The sequence below is a fragment of the Pseudomonas sp. NPDC087817 genome, from assembly GCF_044742875.1.
In the GTDB taxonomy this organism is placed as follows: domain Bacteria; phylum Pseudomonadota; class Gammaproteobacteria; order Pseudomonadales; family Pseudomonadaceae; genus Aquipseudomonas.
This window is the reverse complement of the sequence record NZ_JBIUVJ010000022.1, coordinates 42083-59130: the sequence shown is the minus strand read 5'-3', so window position 1 is coordinate 59130 and position 17048 is coordinate 42083. Positions and strand designations below refer to the sequence as shown.

The 17048-nt window shown below is 59.7% G+C and carries 14 protein-coding genes; 8 read left to right on the top strand and 6 right to left on the bottom strand.

Translation table 11 applies throughout. The features are described from left to right. Nucleotides 1-56 precede the first annotated feature (56 nt). Entirely contained in the window at nucleotides 57-497 is a 441-nt protein-coding gene (gene lysM, locus ACIONG_RS16290; protein ID WP_016986405.1) for a peptidoglycan-binding protein LysM, read from the top strand. 115 nt (nucleotides 498-612) lie between these two features. Here lysM and yrfG read toward each other — a convergent pair whose 3' ends face one another. Further along, entirely contained in the window at nucleotides 613-1275 is a 663-nt protein-coding gene (yrfG, locus tag ACIONG_RS16285; protein ID WP_103304156.1) for a GMP/IMP nucleotidase, read from the bottom strand. Between the two features lie 88 nt (nucleotides 1276-1363). Here yrfG and nudE point away from each other — a divergent pair, with 88 nt between their 5' ends. Further along, nucleotides 1364-1933 carry an ADP compounds hydrolase NudE gene (gene nudE, locus ACIONG_RS16280; RefSeq protein ID WP_103304157.1) on the top strand — a complete coding sequence of 190 codons (570 nt, stop codon included), beginning with the start codon at nucleotides 1364-1366 and terminating at the stop codon, nucleotides 1931-1933. Between the two features lie 7 nt (nucleotides 1934-1940). Continuing rightward, entirely contained in the window at nucleotides 1941-2768 is an 828-nt protein-coding gene (gene cysQ, locus ACIONG_RS16275) for a 3'(2'),5'-bisphosphate nucleotidase CysQ (protein ID WP_401300963.1), read from the top strand. A gap of 209 nt (nucleotides 2769-2977) precedes the next feature. On the opposite strand, the gene ACIONG_RS16270 is transcribed toward cysQ, so the two are convergent. The 4 genes from ACIONG_RS16270 to rfbC form a co-directional block, all read right to left on the bottom strand. After that, nucleotides 2978-3433 carry a thioesterase domain-containing protein gene (locus tag ACIONG_RS16270; RefSeq protein ID WP_103304159.1) on the bottom strand — a complete coding sequence of 152 codons (456 nt, stop codon included), beginning with the start codon at nucleotides 3431-3433 and terminating at the stop codon, nucleotides 2978-2980. Beyond that, nucleotides 3430-4809 carry a sigma-54 dependent transcriptional regulator gene (locus ACIONG_RS16265; RefSeq protein ID WP_315445231.1) on the bottom strand — a complete coding sequence of 460 codons (1380 nt, stop codon included), beginning with the start codon at nucleotides 4807-4809 and terminating at the stop codon, nucleotides 3430-3432. Before ACIONG_RS16265 ends, ACIONG_RS16270 begins: the two co-directional genes overlap by 4 nt. Further along, nucleotides 4806-6614 carry an ATP-binding protein gene (locus ACIONG_RS16260; protein ID WP_103304161.1) on the bottom strand — a complete coding sequence of 603 codons (1809 nt, stop codon included), beginning with the start codon at nucleotides 6612-6614 and terminating at the stop codon, nucleotides 4806-4808. The genes ACIONG_RS16265 and ACIONG_RS16260 overlap by 4 nt, the downstream gene beginning before the upstream one ends. 181 nt (nucleotides 6615-6795) lie before the next feature. Next, nucleotides 6796-7341 (bottom strand): dTDP-4-dehydrorhamnose 3,5-epimerase, encoded by a 546-nt coding sequence (gene rfbC, locus ACIONG_RS16255; RefSeq protein ID WP_213027243.1) that lies wholly within the window; start codon nucleotides 7339-7341, stop codon nucleotides 6796-6798. A 564-nt stretch (nucleotides 7342-7905) separates the two neighbouring features. Here rfbC and ACIONG_RS16250 point away from each other — a divergent pair. The 4 genes from ACIONG_RS16250 (at nucleotide 7906) to ACIONG_RS16235 (ending at nucleotide 13571) form a co-directional block, all read left to right on the top strand. Continuing rightward, nucleotides 7906-10818: an aminotransferase gene (locus ACIONG_RS16250; RefSeq protein ID WP_401300958.1), complete on the top strand. Its 2913-nt coding sequence runs from the start codon at nucleotides 7906-7908 to the stop codon at nucleotides 10816-10818. 303 nt (nucleotides 10819-11121) lie between these two features. Further along, nucleotides 11122-12000 (top strand): N-carbamoylputrescine amidase, encoded by an 879-nt coding sequence (gene aguB, locus ACIONG_RS16245; protein ID WP_103304164.1) that lies wholly within the window; start codon nucleotides 11122-11124, stop codon nucleotides 11998-12000. A 5-nt stretch (nucleotides 12001-12005) separates the two neighbouring features. Continuing rightward, nucleotides 12006-13112, top strand: coding sequence for an agmatine deiminase (gene aguA / locus ACIONG_RS16240; RefSeq protein ID WP_103304165.1), 1107 nt, complete (start codon nucleotides 12006-12008; stop codon nucleotides 13110-13112). 246 nt (nucleotides 13113-13358) lie between these two features. Continuing rightward, nucleotides 13359-13571 (top strand): hypothetical protein, encoded by a 213-nt coding sequence (locus ACIONG_RS16235; RefSeq protein WP_103304166.1) that lies wholly within the window; start codon nucleotides 13359-13361, stop codon nucleotides 13569-13571. 175 nt (nucleotides 13572-13746) lie between these two features. Here the strand turns inward: ACIONG_RS16235 and ACIONG_RS16230 are convergent, their stop codons facing one another. Beyond that, nucleotides 13747-15846, bottom strand: a complete 2100-nt coding sequence (locus tag ACIONG_RS16230; RefSeq protein ID WP_401300953.1) for a TonB-dependent receptor — start codon at nucleotides 15844-15846, stop codon at nucleotides 13747-13749. Nucleotides 15847-16102: 256 nt separating this feature from the next. Between ACIONG_RS16230 and ACIONG_RS16225 the strand changes: the two genes are divergently transcribed. After that, the gene (locus ACIONG_RS16225) at nucleotides 16103-16771 is read left to right on the top strand and encodes a DsbA family protein (protein WP_401300950.1); all 669 of its coding nucleotides are present in this window, start codon (nucleotides 16103-16105) and stop codon (nucleotides 16769-16771) included. Nucleotides 16772-17048 lie beyond the last annotated feature (277 nt).

Genomic DNA, 17048 nt, shown 5'->3' with positions numbered 1-17048 from the left:
TTGTCTGGCGTGGTCTAGGCTTGGACGTCTGGAACCCAAATCAAGGAGTGTGCGCTATGAGTCTTTTGAGTTTTGTGAAAGAAGCCGGTGAAAAGCTGATCGATCTGCTGACCCCGGGCAATGCCAATGCCAGCGAGCAGTTGAAGGAACACATCAGCAAGGTCGGACTGGGCAATCCGAATGTCCAGGCGACAGTGGACGGCGACAAGGTGACGGTCACCGGTGAGGTGGCGAGCCAGGAAGAGAAAGAGAAGATTCTGCTGGCGGTGGGCAACATTGCCGGGGTTGGCAGTGTTGATGACCAGATCACCGTGAGCGGGCCGGTTGTGACTGCCGCACAATTTGTTGTGGTCAAATCGGGCGATACCCTCAGCGCGATTTCGCTGCGTGTGTACGGTGATGCCAACAAGTATCAAAAGATCTTCGATGCCAACAAGCCAATGCTCAAGGATGTGAACAAGATCTATCCGGGGCAGACGCTGCGTATTCCTGAGTAACCCGCAAGATCCTGTGGCGAGGGGATTTATCCCCGATGGGCTGCGTCGCGGCCCCTGCTTTTTTTCGACTGCTGTGCAGCCGATCGGGGATTAATCCCCTCGCCACAATGGATTTTCATAGGTTGCAGATGAGGTCGCGGTAATCCTCGACCGCGGAAAATTCGGCCGTGTCTTTCGGGCCTTTGCGGCTGTCCGGTTCTTTGACCGCGAGCAAATGCGCCACACCGAAATCCCGCGCACTGCGCAAGATCGGCAGAGTGTCGTCGATAAACAGGCTGCGTGCCGGATCAAAGCGGATATCCGCTTGCAGGGCATCCCAGAATTGCGGGTTCTCCTTCGGGAAGCCGTAATCATGAGAGCTGATCAAACGCTCGAAATAGGGCGCCAGTTCAATCCGCTCCAGCTTCAACGACAACGAATCACGGTGCGCGTTGGTGATCATGATCACCCGTTTGCCAGCCCGTTTGAGTGCCTCCAGAAACGTATCCGCATCCGGGCGCAAGGCGATCAGGTGCGCGGTTTCCTGCTTCAGTTCGCGCACCGAAAGCTTCAACTCCGTGCTCCAGAAGTCCAGGCAGTACCACTGCAATTGCCCGGCATGGCGCTCGAACAGCGGCTGCAACTCCATTTCCGCCATTGCCCGGCTTACCCCGTGCAGCTCGGCATAGCGCTGGGGCAGGTGTTCCAGCCAGAAATGGTTGTCGAAGTGCAGATCCAGCAGCGTGCCGTCCATGTCCAGCAGAACGGTATCGATGTCGGACCAAGGTAATGAAGGCATGGCAACGTCTCGAACGGTAGAAAGATATCCGACATAAACAATCGGGAAAGCCGCGTTATAGTAGCGCGTTCACGCCAAGGAGCTTTGCATGCGCCAGAAACCCACCGTACTCGCCCGCGAGATCGTCGCCACCAGTCGCCTGTTTTGCGTCGAAGAACTGAAGCTGCGTTTTTCCAATGGCGTCGAGCGCACCTACGAGCGTCTGGTCGGTAAAGGTGCGGGCTACGGCGCGGTGATGATCGTGGCGATGCTCGATGCCGAGCATGCAGTGTTGGTCGAGGAGTATTGCGGCGGCACTGACGAATACGAATTGTCCTTGCCCAAAGGCCTGATCGAGCCGGGTGAGGATGTGCTGGCGGCGGCCGAGCGTGAGCTCAAGGAAGAAGCCGGTTTCGGCGCGCGGCAACTGGAGCATCTGACCGAGCTGTCGTTGTCACCCGGCTACATGAGCCAGAAGATTCAAGTGGTACTGGCCACTGATCTTTATGAGGAACGTCTGGAAGGCGACGAGCCCGAGCCAATGCGCGTCGACAAGGTTAGTCTGCGCGAGTTGTCGGCGCTGGCGCAGAATCCGCAGTTTTCCGAAGGTCGCGCATTGGCGGCCCTTTATTTGACCCGTGATCTGCTGAGTCAGCGCGGCGTTTTCAGTTATGAGTGAGCACTTGATGAATTTCCCCAACCCGTTGATGGCCCCGGTAGTTGAGCTGGCATTGCGCGCGGGCGAAGCGATTTTGCCGTTCTGGCGCTCAGGCGTTGAAGTCACGGCCAAGTCCGATGACTCGCCGGTGACCGCCGCCGATCTGGCGGCGCACCACCTGATCGTCGCCGGGCTGACAGCGCTTGATCCGAGCATTCCGATCCTGTCCGAAGAGGACGCCAATATCCCGCAAGGCGTGCGGGCCGGTTGGCAGCGCTGGTGGCTGGTGGATCCGCTGGATGGCACCAAGGAGTTCATCAGCGGCAGCGAAGAATTCACCGTCAATATCGCGCTGATCGAACACGGTCGAGTGGTGTTTGGCGTGGTGTCGATGCCGACTAATGGTCGCTTCTATGTCGGTGGTAGCGGGCTCGGTGCCTGGCGTTGCGATAAGGGTGGAACGCCGGTTTCGATTCAAGTGCGTGACGTGCCTGGGCCAGGTGAAGCGTTCACTGTGGTCGCCAGCCGTCGGCATTCCAGTCCCGAGCAGGAACGCCTGCTGGCCGGATTGAGTGCGAATCTGGGTGAGCTGCAATTGGCGAATATCGGCAGTTCGTTGAAGTTTTGTCTGGTGGCTGAGGGCACGGCGGATTGCTATCCGCGACTGGCGCCGACTTCGCAGTGGGACACGGCGGCGGCGCAGGGTGTGCTGGAAGGCGCGGGCGGTGAAGTGTTGGATTTGCGCGGTAATGCGTTCTGTTATCCGGCGCGGGAATCACTGCGCAACGAGTTCTTTCTGGCGCTGCCGGCGAAGGCTGCGTGGCGGGCGAGATTGTTGGAGTTGGCCCGGGGGTAAGTGGCCTGATCCTGACGCCAGACCCTCACCCCAGCCCTCTCCCGGAGGGAGAGGGGCCGATTGGGGGATATTGGAGGGATACACCGACTTGAGCGAGCTGTGCTGAATCCATAATCGCCGCCGATCTTTCAGGTCGATATCTGACGCAAGACCCTTCGGTCAGTCCCCTCTCCCCCCGGAAGAGGGCTAGGGTGAGGGGCTCTTGGGCTTTACCGATGCAGGACGTACTGCCCGCTGAACCTCACCGCATCCTCATCACTGCGCGCATTAACAATCCGCGTATTCAGTGTCAGCCGCGCCCGCCCATATCGCCGATACATCGCCAGAAACTTCTGCCACATCGCTGCATCTGGCGCCGGGCAAATCGCCGTGGCATCCCCCGTCACCGGCAGCGGATAGCTGATCTGCCCCTCCTGAATGACGATGTGCCCGTCCTCGATCCCTTCTTCCTTCAAGCGCAAATGCAACCAGCCCCAACCGGCCAGCACCGCGCCGCAGTAGAGGCTGCCGCCGAACATGGTGCTCTTGTGATTGACGTTGGGATCCAGCGGCAGGTGCAGACTCAACTGCTGCTCACGCCAGTCGAGCACTTTCAGGCCCATGTCCCGGGTCAACGGGATGTCGTGATGGAGAACGGACTCCAGATATTGTCTGTGATCGGTCATTCGCTCTCTTCCCCATGGCTGCTGTCGCCGAAGTTGAGACCATGCTTGCGCAGTTTGTCGTGCAAGGTCTTGCGCGGAATGCCCAGGGCTTCGGCGAGGCTGCGCACGGAGCTGTGCGAGCGCGCCAGTTCGGCGGCAATCAACGACTTCTCGAAGTTTTCCACTTGCTCGCTGAGCCCGCCGCCGATGACTTCCACGGTAGCAACGCCGTCGGATCCACTGTTGTCCAGCGCCAGTTCCAGGCCGAGGGCGAAACGCTCGGCGGCGTTTTGCAATTCGCGGACGTTGCCCGGCCAGGTGTGGCGCAGGAGCAAAGCGCGTTGTGCCGGTTGCAATTCGTGGGGCGGCAAACCGTGACGGGCGCTGGCTTCATCGGCGTAATGCTGGAACAGCACCAGCGCATCTTCGCCACGCTCGCGCAACGGTGGAATGCGCAGCGGTGCGACATTGAGGCGGTAATACAAGTCGGCGCGGAAACGGCCCTGATCGGCTGCTTGACGCAAATCTTCCTTGGTCGCGGCGATCACGCGGATGTCCAGCGGGATCAGTTGATTGCCGCCCAGGCGTTCGACGACGCGCTCCTGAAGCATGCGCAGCAACTTCACTTGCACGTCCATGCTCATGCTTTCGATTTCATCAAGGAACAGCGTGCCGCCATTGGCGAATTCAAACTTGCCGATCCGGCGTTTTTGCGCACCGGTGAATGCGCCCGGCTCATGCCCGAACAGCTCGCTTTCCACCACCGATTCGGCCAGCGCGCCGGCGTTGATCGCCACGAACGGACCGTTACGGCGGCTCGACAAATCATGCAGTGCGCGGGCGACCACTTCTTTGCCGGCGCCGGTTTCGCCAAGGATCAGCACGTCAGCCTTGGTCGCTGCCAGTGCGCCGATCTGCTCGCGCAAGCGCAGCATCGGCGTCGAATGGCCGACCAATCGCGCGCTCAATTCGTTACGATCACTGAGGGCCAGACGCAGGCTGCGGTTGTCCAGCACCAGGCGGCGCAGGGCCAAGGCGCGGCGCACGCTGTCGAGCAGGGCGTCGCTGGCGAAGGGTTTTTCGAGGAAGTCGTAGGCACCAGCGCGCATCGCCTGCACGGCCAGCGGCACATCGCCGTGGCCGGTGATCAGCAGCACTGGCAGTTCAGGGTCCTGAGCGTGCAATTCGCTCAACAATTCCAGACCGTCCATGCCCGGCATGCGAATGTCACTGACCACCACGCCGGGCCAGTCACGCTCCAGTTGCGCGGCGAGGCCTCTGGCTTCGGACAACTGAAGAATTTTCAGGCCGGCCAGATCCAGGGTCTGGCCGAGGGCCTGACGCAGGTGCGGATCGTCGTCGATCAACACTACCTGAATGCGATTGTCGATGGTCATGCACTTCGATCCTCGGACGGTTGCAGGCTGACCCCGGGCGCACCGGCGCGCAGCCGCAGGGTAATCAAGGCGCCGCCCTGTTTGTGGTTGGCGAACGACAGTTCACCACCGAAGGCGCGCATCAGCGTTTCACAAATGGCCAGCCCTAGACCAAGGCCCTGCGTGCGGGTCTTGGTGGTGTAGAAAGGTTCGCTGGCGCGGCCAAGAGCTTCCATGCAGAACCCCGGGCCATTGTCGCGAATGTACAGATTGACGCCCTCGGCGGTGGATTCGGCACTCAGCCACAATTTACGCGGCGGGCCTTTTTCGGTGAGGGCGTCGAGGGCGTTGGCCAGCAGGTTGCCGAGCACCTGGCGCAAACGGGTTTCGCCGGCCTCGACCCACAGGGTGGCGGCGGGCAGATCGCGGATCAGTTCGACCTCCATGCTGCGGCGACGTTTCGCCAGCAGTGCCAGCGCATCGTCCAGCGCCGGTTGCAGGGCGACGCTTTCCGGGGCGTGGCGATCGCGGCGGGCGAAGGCGCGCAGATGCGCAATGATCGAGGCCATGCGCCCGGTCAGTTCGCTGATCAGCTTGAGGTTGCCGCGCGCGTCATCGGTGCGCTGATGATCGAGCAGCACTTCGGCGTTTTCCGCATAGCTGCGGATCGCTGCCAGTGGCTGATTGAGTTCGTGGCTGATACTCGCCGACATTGTGCCCAGTGCCGAGAGTTTGCCGGCCTGCACCAGATCATCCTGGGCGCGTACCAGTTCCTGTTGGGCTTGTTCGCGCTCCAGCACTTCCTGTTTCAAGCGGCGGTTGAGGCCTTCGAGGTCGCTGGTGCGTTCGGCGACCCGACCTTCCAGCTCCCGTCGCGCCTTGGCTTCGAAGGCGATGCGTTCCAGATAGTGACGGCGGCGCTGCATCATCAGACCGAGCAACAGCATCACCACCAACAGCGTGGCGCCGCCGATGGCTACGACGGTGCGCACCGGCCGGTCGATCAGCGTGCGCGGGGCAAGGATGCTGACGCTCCAGCCGGTTTCGGCGATGTCGTGGGTCTGGGTGAGCCAGGCATCGGGGCTGAGATTGAGTGGGCGTGGTTCGCGGGTCGGGTAAGGCTGGATCGCAGTGATCGCCGCTCGCTCGGCGTCACTCAAGACACGCGTCGAGCGGAAGCGCCACTCCGGACGCGAGGTGAGGATGACCACGCCGTTATGGTCGGTCACCAGCAGTTGTTCCGGGGTTTTGCCCCAGAGGCTTTCGGTGTGGTCGAGATCGACCTTGATCACCAGCACGCCAATGATCTTTTCGCCATTGCGCACGGCGGCGGCGAAGAAATAACCACGCTTGGCAGACGTCGTGCCAAGACCGAAGAATCGTCCGAGGCGCCCGGCCATGGCTTCGCTGAAATACGGCCGGAACGAGAAATTGCGGCCGACGAAACTGTCGTGTTTGTCCCAGTTCGACGCCGCCAGCGTTTGGCCGTTGGTGTCCATCAGGTACATCACTTCAGCGCCGGTCTGCGCACTGATGTTTTTCAGCAGGCGATTGGCATTGCCTTGGGTGACACCATCGTCCGGTGCCCCCAGTACCGCGCGCAGGGCTGGCAGGTCGCCGAGGATTTGCGGCAGTACTTCATAGCGGTGCAGGGTGCCCAACAGGTTGGCGACATACAGGTCGAGCGTCTGGCGGTTCTGACCGGCCAGTTCGCTGCGGTAATAGCGCTCGGCCAGATGTTCCAGCGGCCACAGCAGTGGCGCCAGACACAGGGCCAGCAGGGCGAGGCTGCGCCAGCGAGGTCTGCGGGGGAGAGATGGTTTCATGAGCGTGCGCCTGTGGGGACAGGCGCATTATGCCCTTGCTCCCTACGAACTGCCTGCGCGTCGATCATGCCGCGTTAAAAACAGGCTCGTAATGCTCGTTTAGGCCCCTGAACTCCGCTTACTCGCCTGTTTTTGCCTTGCCAGATCGTCGCTCGGCTGGTTTTCGCAGGGGCCCGATGGCTCAGGCGAAGACTTCAGCGTCCTTGAGCAGGGCTGCTGCCTGATCCTTGGCCGACAGCGTCGGCGCTTCGTCCAACTGCCAGTCGATACCCAGAGCAGGGTCGTCCCAGCGAATACTGCGCTCGGACGAAGGGTCGTAGTAGTTGGTGGTCTTGTAGAGGAATTCAGCGAACTCGCTCAGTACCACAAAACCATGGGCAAAACCTTCCGGGATCCACAGCTGACGATGGTTGTCAGCTGACAGGCGCACTGCTACCCACTTACCGAAGTGCGGCGAGCTGCGGCGGATGTCCACGGCCACATCCAACACTTCACCGGCGGTCACGCGGACCAGTTTGCCTTGGGTGTTTTCAAGCTGGTAATGCAGACCACGCAACACACCTTTTTGCGAACGCGAATGGTTGTCCTGGACGAACTGTGTATCCAGACCGGTCGCTTGCTGGAACCCCTTGGCGTTGAAACTCTCGTAGAAGAAACCGCGCTCGTCACCAAACACCTTGGGTTCGATGATCAGAACACCGGGCAGATCGGTGGTGATTACATTCATGAGGATTGTCCAGTGATAGGTGTGGATTGCTGACATTCTTGCGCAAAGTATTGGTTAGTGCGAGTGAGAACCGCGACGGGATACTCATTCGACTTCACCCCAATGCCAACGTTGTTCTTCATAGGTCTGGCCTTCTTGATATTCAACATGGTAGCGCAGGCCTCTCTCTGCCACGTCCTGCGGCAAGACGAGTCTCCACTCTTTACCAGCCTTTTAGCGGTTTTGATGTATCTGTCACATGGAAACCATGTCAGGGCAGGCAGAGGGGGTCGTCGTTCGACAATCGATAGCCTGTTCCGTTCGGGACATACGCAGGCGAAGCGCTGCGGGACATTTCGGTAATGGTTTCTAGTCGATAATGGTTTCTGGCTGATGACATTCAAGCGTCTCAGGTTGAACAGTGAAGCCTTCAAACACAATCTGAAAATGTTGTGGGAAAAGTTACCCGGAGTGCTCTCGGTGCAGCGTTGCGCCCTTGATTAGATCGATAGTCGGTACAAGGGGTTGCGTCTCGCCGGAAGCAATGGCGATATAGACGCCTAATAAAATTTCAGGGGTCGTTTCATGCCGCTCGCCACGTTGATTCATCGCGCCAGTTTGCCCAGTCCGCAAATTTGTGAAGAGCAGGCGCTGCAATGGCTGGCGGAGCATTACGGGCTCAGTGGCACGTTGCAGGCCCTTGGCAGTCAGCAGGATCTGAATTTTCGTGTCGACAGTGCGCGCGGGCGCTTTGTGCTGAAGATCTGCCGTGGCGATTACGCCCTCGTTGAGTTGCAGGCCCAGCACGCCGGGCTGAAATATCTTGCCGAACATTCTCACGTCAATGTGCCACGGGTGATTGCGGCCAATAACGGCGAGGACCTGCTGTCGCTGGAGGTCGGTGGCGAAGTGGTGCATGTGCGGCTGCTGGATTACATCGAAGGCCAGTCGCTGACCCACCTCGATCATTTGGGCAATACCGTGGTGGCCGGGTTTGGCCGGCTCTGTGGCGAGATGGATCTGGCGCTGGCCGGGTTTGACCATCCGGGCCTTGAGCGCACTTTGCAGTGGGACGCACGCCATGCCAGTGCATTGATCAGCCATTTGCTGCCGGTGATCGAGGATGAACGGCAACGCGTGCTGATTGCCGATGCCGCCCAGCAGGCCGAAAGCCGCTTGCGACCCTTGCTCGACAAACTGCCGGTGCAGGCCATCCACATGGACATCACCGATGACAACGTGGTCTGGCAGCGCGACGCCCAGCGCCACTGGCAATTGCAGGGCGTCATCGATTTTGGCGATCTGATACGCACGTGGCGGATCACCGATCTGTCAGTGACTTGCGCGGCATTGCTGCATCACGCCGGCGACGATCCTTTGGTGATTTTGCCGGCGGTGCAGGCTTATCACTCGGTCAATCCGCTGCAACGCGAAGAACTGCAAGCGCTGTGGCCATTGATCGTCGCGCGTGCGGCGGTGTTGGTGCTCAGTGGCGAGCAGCAGGTCAGCATCGACCCGGGCAACTCCTATAGCCGCGACAATCTCACCCACGAATGGGAAATCTTCCGCGTCGCGACATCGGTGCCGCTGGCGCTGATGGAGGCGGCGATCCTGACGGCGGTGGGGCAGAGCTTGCCGGCGATCAACGGCGAAGGTTTTGCACCGTTACTCCCGAGTCTGGTCGGGCGCGAATTCGCGCTGATCGACCTTGGCGTGCTGAGCCCGCATTTCGAGGCCGGCAATTGGGAGCAGGCAGGCATCGATCAGCGCTTGCTGACCGAAGCGGCGGCGGCCCATGGCCTGGCGGCGAGCCGTTATGGTCAGTACCGTTTGTCGCGCACCCGGCCCGACAGCGCCGAGGAACCGGACACCTTCGCGCTGCACGTTGAATTGCGCGTACCCGATGGCACAGCGGTCGAAGCGCCGTTTGCCGGTGTGTTGCATCAAACGGCGGACGGCGTGCTGCAACTCGATGGCCCGCAGCTCAGTGTGCGGCTGTGGGGCGTGACGCCTTCACTGCACAGCGGCGCGGCACTGGTCAAAGGTCAGGTGCTGGGCGCGGTCAGCGGGCCGTTGATCGTGCAGTTGAGCCGAGGTGCGCAACTGAACGCGCCGCTGTTCTGCACGCCTTCCCATGCGCCGGCCTGGCAAGCACTGTGCCCATCGCCCGCCGCGTTGCTGGGACTGGCCTGCGATGCCGAACCGGAGCTGGACGCGAAAACCCTGCTTGAACGCCGCGATGCCAGTTTTGCCCGCACGCAGAAACACTACTACGTCGACCCGCCGCGCATCGAACGCGGCTGGCGCAATCACCTGATCGACATGCAGGGCCGCTCCTATCTCGACATGCTCAACAACGTCGCGGTGCTCGGTCACGGTCACCCGCGCATGGCTGCAGTCGCGGCACGTCAATGGTCGTTGCTCAACACCAACTCGCGCTTCAACTATGCGGCGGTCGCCGAGTTTTCCGAGCGCTTGCTGAAGCTTGCGCCGCAAGGCATGGACCGGGTGTTTCTGGTCAACAGCGGCAGCGAGGCCAATGACCTGGCGATCCGTCTGGCGTGGGCCTACAGCGGCGGGCGCGACATGATCAGTGTGCTGGAGGCCTATCACGGCTGGACAGTTGGCGCCGATGCGGTGTCGACGTCGATTGCCGACAACCCCAAAGCCCTCGAAAGCCGCCCGGACTGGGTACATCCGGTGACCGCACCGAATATCTATCGCGGGGAATTCCGTGGCCTCGATTCGGCGCCGGAATATGTGCGCAGCGTCGAGCATCATCTGGCGAAAATCGCCGAGCAGAAACGCCAACTGGCTGGGTTTATCTGCGAACCGGTGTACGGCAATGCCGGTGGTATCTCGTTGCCGCCGGGTTACCTGCAAGCGGTGTATGCGAAGGTCCGCGCGCAAGGCGGCGTCTGTATTGCCGATGAAGTGCAGGTCGGTTACGGGCGCATGGGACATTTCTTCTGGGGTTTCGAAGAGCAGGGCGTGGTCCCCGACATCATCACCATGGCCAAAGGCATGGGCAACGGTCAGCCATTGGGTGCGGTCATCACCCGTCGGGACATCGCCGAAGCGCTGGAGGCGGAAGGCTACTTCTTCTCGTCGGCGGGCGGCAGTCCGGTGAGCTGCCAGATCGGCATGGCGGTATTGGACGTCATGGAAGAAGAAAAACTCTGGGAAAACGCGCAGGTGGTCGGTGGCCATTTCAAGGCAAGGCTCGAGGCGCTGATCGATAAACATCCGCTGGTGGGGGCGGTGCACGGCTCAGGGTTCTATCTCGGGCTTGAGTTGATCCGCAATCGCCAGACGCTGGAGCCGGCGACCGAGGAGACGGCGTTGCTGTGCGATCGCCTGCGCGAGCTGGGTATCTTCATGCAGCCGACCGGTGATGACCTGAACATTCTCAAGATCAAACCGCCGATGGTGACGTCGCGCCAGAGTGTGGATTTCTTTGTCGACATGCTTGATCGCGTTCTAACCGAGGGGCTGTAAACCCTGCAAATCCCTGTGGGAGCGAGCCTGCTCGCGAATGCGGTATGTCAGTCACTGATTAGGTTGACTGACGCGCCGCCTACGCGAGCAGGCTCGCTCCCACATTTTTTTGGGTTGTTAGTTAGATTTATATCGGTATTTATTCGGATTATTTAGACGTAAGGCATTTTACACGCTTCTAAAGCCGATATTTATCGGCTATAAAGTCGCCATTGCTCCGGCATGGCGATGGCTGTCCGGTGCGCGCGTTTTTTCTTTTCGGTCGAATCCTCGGCCGTCAAAGCACTTGCCCGGAGATGATTCATGAGCCGTATCGTTACCGTCGCCGCCACTCAGATGGCCTGTTCCTGGGATCTGGAAGCCAACCTCGAAATCGCTGAAAGGCTGGTGCGTGAAGCTGCCGCCAAAGGCGCGCAGATCATCCTGATTCAGGAGCTGTTCGAGGCGCCGTACTTCTGCCAGAAGCCGAACCCGGACTATCTGCAACTGGCGACGACGGTGGAAGAAAACGTCGCGATCAAGCATTTCCAGAAAATCGCCAAAGAGCTGCAAGTGGTGCTGCCGATCAGCTTCTACGAACTGGCCGGGCGTGCGCGTTTCAACAGCATCGCAATCATCGATGCCGACGGCAGCAACCTCGGGATTTATCGTAAAAGCCACATCCCGGACGGCCCGGGCTATCACGAGAAGTACTACTTCAACCCAGGCGACACCGGTTTCAAGGTGTGGAACACCCGTTACGCGAAGATCGGCGTGGGCATCTGCTGGGATCAGTGGTTCCCGGAAGCGGCGCGGGCGATGGCGTTGCAAGGTGCGGAAATCCTGTTCTATCCAACAGCCATCGGCAGCGAGCCGCACGATAAGACCATCTCCTCGCGCGATCATTGGCAGCGCGTGCAGCAGGGCCACGCCGGCGCCAACCTGATGCCGTTGATCGCCAGCAACCGCATCGGCAACGAAGAACAGGACGGCTACGACATCACGTTCTACGGCTCGTCGTTCATCGCCAACCAGTTCGGTGAAAAAGTGCAGGAGCTGAATAAAACCGAAGAAGGTATTCTTGTGCACACTTTCAACCTCGACGAGCTGGAACATATTCGCAGCGCGTGGGGTTCATTCCGTGACCGCCGGCCAAACCTGTACGGCGCGTTGAAAACCCTCGACGGTTCCCTGGAGTCCTGATCCCGATGACCACATTGAAAAGTACCCCACGTGCCGACGGCTTCTACATGCCGGCCGAGTGGGCTCCCCAAACTCAGACCTGGATGATCTGGCCCGAGCGTCCGGACAACTGGCGTCTGGGCGGCAAACCGGCGCAAGCCGCCCACGCGGCGGTGGCCAAGGCCATCGCCCGTTTCGAACCGGTGACCGTGGCCGTTTCCGCCGGCCAATATGAAAACGCCCGCGCGCGTCTCGACGTGCCGAATATCCGCGTGGTCGAGATGTCCAGCGATGACGCCTGGGTGCGCGACAGCGGCCCGACGTTCGTCATCAACAACAGCGGCGAAGTACGCGGTGTGAACTGGGATTTCAATGCCTGGGGCGGCTTCGATGGCGGTCTGTACTCGCCGTGGAATCGTGATTCGCAGGTCGGCGGCAAGATCCTCGAGATCGAGCGCAGCCCGCGTTATCGCACCGAAGGTTTTGTGCTTGAGGGCGGCTCGATTCACGTCGACGGCGAAGGCACGCTGATCACCACCGAAGAATGCCTGCTCAACCGCAATCGCAACCCGCACCTGGGCCGCGAAGAAATCGAAGCGGTGCTCAGCGCCAATCTGGCTGTGGATAAAATCATCTGGCTGCCGGACGGTTTGTTCAACGATGAAACCGACGGCCATGTGGATAACTTCTGCTGCTACGTGCGTCCGGGCGAAGTGTTGCTGGCATGGACCGATGATCCACAGGATCCGAACTACCCACGCTGCCAGGCCGCGATGAAAGTGCTGGAAAGCAGCACCGACGCCAAGGGTCGCCCATTCACGGTGCACAAGATGCCGATTCCGGGGCCGCTGTTCGCCACCGAAGAAGAGTGCGCCGGTGTTGATCCGGTGGACGGTACGCAGGAGCGTAATCCGTCCGTGCGCCTGGCCGGCTCCTACGTGAACTTCCTGATCGTCAACGGCGGCATCATCGCGCCGAGCTTCGACGATCCGATGGATGCACCGGCTCGGGAAATTTTGCAGAACCTGTTCCCGCAACACGAAGTGGTGATGGTGCCGGGTCGTGAACTGTTACTGGGTGGCGGCAACATTCACTGCCTTACCCAACAGCAGCCAGCACCGCACAAAGAGTGAGTTGAGTCGTAACAGCTTGAGTTGATTAACAAATCAGCCGGGCAATGATTAGCTCGCTATGCATCAACTGAGGCCCGCAGCCCGAAAGGACGGCGGGCTTCTTTGTATCCGCTTGTCGACAAATCGCAAACCTTGGCATAGCTCTTGTATCGGTCCAGGCGCACTAGGGAGGGGGAAAGAACTTCAACAGTTCTGTCATAAACCTTGGATAACGTAGCCGCTCACGAACGGGGAGAGAGCGCTGAAATGAACGCCGAAGTGAACGTAGTCAGCGAGCGGACGTTGCATCCCATGGCCGTAAACGGCGAATCGCTCCAGATTGTCGCGCACTTTTTGAAGTCCAATGGAACGCGTCAGATCAGGGAAGCTGATCCGCGCCGGATGATGATCGAGCGCTACCCCGCTGGCCTGTTCAGCGAGGCCGAACTGGAAGCGTTGTGGGCTGTGATGGAAGGATAAGAAAAACAACAGGGATTACTGAAAGCGCTGCCGGGATGGCGGCGCTTTTTTATGCACGACACAAAACCCTTTGTAGGAGTGAGCCTGCTCGCGATTGCTATCTGTCAGCCGCCATAAATATCAACTGACACTCCGCTATCGCGAGCAGGCTCACTCCTACAGGTATTGGGTTGAATCAGAAGGAATAGGTACCTGTCATCACCACGCTACGTGGCGCGCCCGGCATTATCTGCGCGGCGCTGGTTGCCGACGCGTAGTACTCGCGATCGGTGATGTTGTTCAAAGCCGTGCGCAAATCCCAGTCCTTGAAGCGATAACCGACCAGCGCATCCCAGCGGCCATAACCCGGCAGTACCGTGGTATTGGCGTTATCGGCATAACGCTGGCCGACCAGCGTCAGGCCGGTTTCGCCATACCAGCCCATCTCCGGTTTCCAGGTCAGGAACAGGCTGCCGTTGTGCTTGGCGACGTTGTTGATGCGTTTGCCTTCGAGGCCGTTGTTGTCCTTTTCAATTTTCGCGTCCTGCATGCCGATGCCACCGCGCATGTACCAGTTACCGACGATGTTGCCGGTGGCGGTCAGCTCGATCCCGCGTGAACGTTGCAGGCCGGACATCACCGTCAGGGTCGGATCATTCGGATCGGTGGTGCGGCGGTTGTAGAGTTCCAGGTCATAGATCGCCAGCGTCGTGCTCAAACGATCATCGAGCCAGTCACTCTTCACGCCGATTTCTTTCTGCTTGGTCAGCTCGGGGCTGAGGTCGTTGGTGTTGCCGGCCGCACCAGGAGTGATGCCAATCAGGCCACCGCCCACCGGCGAAAAGGTCTTCGACCACGAGGCGTAGAACGAGTGATTCTGCAACGGCGTCCAGACCAGGCCCACACGCGGGCTGGTGCTGTGGCTGTCGCGGTCTTCGGAAATGTTCTTGAGCTTGTTGGTCGATTCGATATCGAAGGTGTCGTAACGCAAACCGCCGAGCAATTGCCATTGATCGTTCAGGCGCAGTTGATCCTGCACGTACACCGCACGGCTTTCGACTTCGGTGTGGCTGTCGCTGAAGGTCTGCATGCTGCCGGTGTGGCGCAGGTCGCGATTGGGGTTGAACAGGTCCAGCGACGGCACGGCTTGCGCGCCAGGTGTCCTGCCGGTGGCGGCGTTGTACAACTTCGGATCGCGACGCTGGCTGCCGATTTCGATACCGGTCAGCAGGCGATGCTCAAGGCCGAAGGTATCGAAACCGCCTTCCAGTTCAAGGTTGTTAGTGACGTTGCGGGTGGTCAGATCCTGTTGCCAGTGCTGGCGCGTAACCTTGTTGGTCGCCGGGGTGTAACCGGTCAGGTAGGTGTTGTCGAAATCACTGTCGAGCTTGAACACGCCGAGGGTCTGGCGCAGTTGCCAGTTGTCGTTGATCTCGTAAGTGAGTTTCGAGCGCAGCGATTGCGCCTTGTCGTCGATGAAATCGTGATCGTTGCCATAGGTCGTGTCGCGGCCGACATCGGCTGGCCGCCCGTTTACGCCTGGAATGCCGCGATCCGGCGTGCGGTTGTAGCGGCTGTATTCGTACTGCACCAGCCAGTTCAGGTCGGGTGTCAGCTGCCAGCTCATCGACGGTGCGAACAGTTGGCGGTTGCCGCTGACGCCGTCGCGGAAACTGTTTTCGTCCATGTTGCCCATGTTCAGGCGCAGGCTGATGTTCTCGCTCGGATCGGTGCTGAGGTCGGCGTACAGGCTGCGCAAGTCTTCACTGCCGCCCTGGGCTTCGATGGTCGAGCGACGGCCAGCCTCAGGCGCCTTGCTGACGCGGTTGACGATCCCGCCCTGACTGCCGCGACCGTACAACACGGCGGCCGGGCCTTTGAGCACTTCAACGCGTTCGATGTTGTGCAGGTCGCGTTTGTATTGGCTATCGTCGCGGATGCCGTCCAGATAGAAGTCGTTGCTGGCGTCGAAACCGCGGATGCGCAAGCTGTCGAAACGGGTGTCGGCGCTGCTGCTGACGTTGGGCATGCCGCTCAGGGCATCGCCGATGTCGTTGGTGCCGTAGTTGGCAACGTTCGACGTCTTGATCGAATCAATGGCCTGCGGCACGTAGCGCACCGGAGTCGAGGTGCGGGTTGCGGTGTTGCTGATTTTTACGCGCGGGTCATCGGCTTCCTCTTGCGCTTGAGCGCTGATGGCGGTGGCGGGTAATTCAGTCGCCGAGTAGGCAAAACCGCTGGACAGAAAGGCAGAAAGCCCAAGAGTGACGGGCGTAAGACGGAACGGGGCAGGCATTGAAAAGCGCATCCGAAAGGGTGGAAGAATTCGAGTGCGCGAATGGTAATGCTTTGCATTTACTTCCGTTAATTATTCCCTATAAGTTCCTTTGTCAGATTGTTTCTATTTGTGTCGATGTCGATACAACTTGAACGATCGGACAATTCGTCCGATTCGCGAAACAGACTGAAAGCCAATCTGGCGTTTTTCCGCAACAAGTCGAGGGCTAGTCTGCCGGCATCGATTTTCCCCACTTTTCTGCCGGAGTTTTCTGATGATCCTTCACTACATTTACGACCCGCTGTGCGGCTGGTGCTACGGCGCCAAACCATTGGTGCAGGCGGCGCAGGCAGTGCTGCCAGTGATCGCTCATGCCGGCGGGATGATGAGCGGCGCCAATCGCCAGCGTGTTTCGTCGCAACTGCGCAACTACGTCATGCCCCATGATCGGCGGATTGCCGAATACACCGCGCAACCATTCGGCGAAGCCTATTTCGAAGGTTTATTGCGCGATGACACGGCTGTTTTCGATTCGACGCCCCCGATCGCCGCCGTCATGGCAGCAGAGGCCGTTGATGGTCGTGGTCTTGAGCTGCTCGGGCGTTTGCAGACGGCGCATTACGTGGAAGGGCGCCGGATTGCCGATGAGTCTGTATTGCTCGAACTCGCCCGTCATATGGGCTATGCCGGTGAAGCGTTTCTCGCGGCGTTCCAATCCGTGGATACCGAACAACATATAAAGGACAGCCGCGCACTGCTGGCTCAGCTTGGCGCCCAGGGATTTCCGACGTTTGCGCTAGAGCGGGACGGCCAGTTCACGCTGGTCGATATCAGCCCTTGGTTGGGCAAGCCACAAGCCTTCGCTGCTTGGTTGGGACAGTCCGTTGAAGTGAATGCGGCAGGTGAATCGCCAGCGCTCTGTGGTCTTGATGGTTGTGCGTGATACGCCTTGATTCACTGGCTGGCGGCATTTCCCAGCAAGGAGTCAGCGCAAAATTTACGATTCTTAGACGATTTTTGCCTATTTAAAGACGATTCTTGAAATTGACACATAGTTCAGGGCGCGGCTACGATTCGGCCTAACGCCTGTGGCCAACCGCCATGACTCAAAATAAGGAGCAGGCCCGCCATGACATTGTCTTGGGCGGGTCTTTTTGTTTCGGGGTGAATAAAAGAGTGCAATAAGCGCCGTTTCAGCCGTTCGGAACAGCGGGTTTCAA

Coding starts and splice junctions, on each gene's coding strand:
- ACIONG_RS16225 (WP_401300950.1), top strand. CDS start 16,103: ATGATCCTTCACTACATTTACGACCCGCTGTGCGGCTGGTGCTACGGC.
- rfbC (WP_213027243.1), bottom strand. CDS start 7,341: ATGAATGTAATCACCACCGATCTGCCCGGTGTTCTGATCATCGAACCC.
- ACIONG_RS16235 (WP_103304166.1), top strand. CDS start 13,359: ATGAACGCCGAAGTGAACGTAGTCAGCGAGCGGACGTTGCATCCCATG.
- ACIONG_RS16270 (WP_103304159.1), bottom strand. CDS start 3,433: ATGACCGATCACAGACAATATCTGGAGTCCGTTCTCCATCACGACATC.
- nudE (WP_103304157.1), top strand. CDS start 1,364: ATGCGCCAGAAACCCACCGTACTCGCCCGCGAGATCGTCGCCACCAGT.
- cysQ (WP_401300963.1), top strand. CDS start 1,941: ATGAATTTCCCCAACCCGTTGATGGCCCCGGTAGTTGAGCTGGCATTG.
- ACIONG_RS16230 (WP_401300953.1), bottom strand. CDS start 15,846: ATGCCTGCCCCGTTCCGTCTTACGCCCGTCACTCTTGGGCTTTCTGCC.
- ACIONG_RS16265 (WP_315445231.1), bottom strand. CDS start 4,809: ATGACCATCGACAATCGCATTCAGGTAGTGTTGATCGACGACGATCCG.
- ACIONG_RS16260 (WP_103304161.1), bottom strand. CDS start 6,614: ATGAAACCATCTCTCCCCCGCAGACCTCGCTGGCGCAGCCTCGCCCTG.
- ACIONG_RS16250 (WP_401300958.1), top strand. CDS start 7,906: ATGCCGCTCGCCACGTTGATTCATCGCGCCAGTTTGCCCAGTCCGCAA.
- aguB (WP_103304164.1), top strand. CDS start 11,122: ATGAGCCGTATCGTTACCGTCGCCGCCACTCAGATGGCCTGTTCCTGG.
- lysM (WP_016986405.1), top strand. CDS start 57: ATGAGTCTTTTGAGTTTTGTGAAAGAAGCCGGTGAAAAGCTGATCGAT.
- yrfG (WP_103304156.1), bottom strand. CDS start 1,275: ATGCCTTCATTACCTTGGTCCGACATCGATACCGTTCTGCTGGACATG.
- aguA (WP_103304165.1), top strand. CDS start 12,006: ATGACCACATTGAAAAGTACCCCACGTGCCGACGGCTTCTACATGCCG.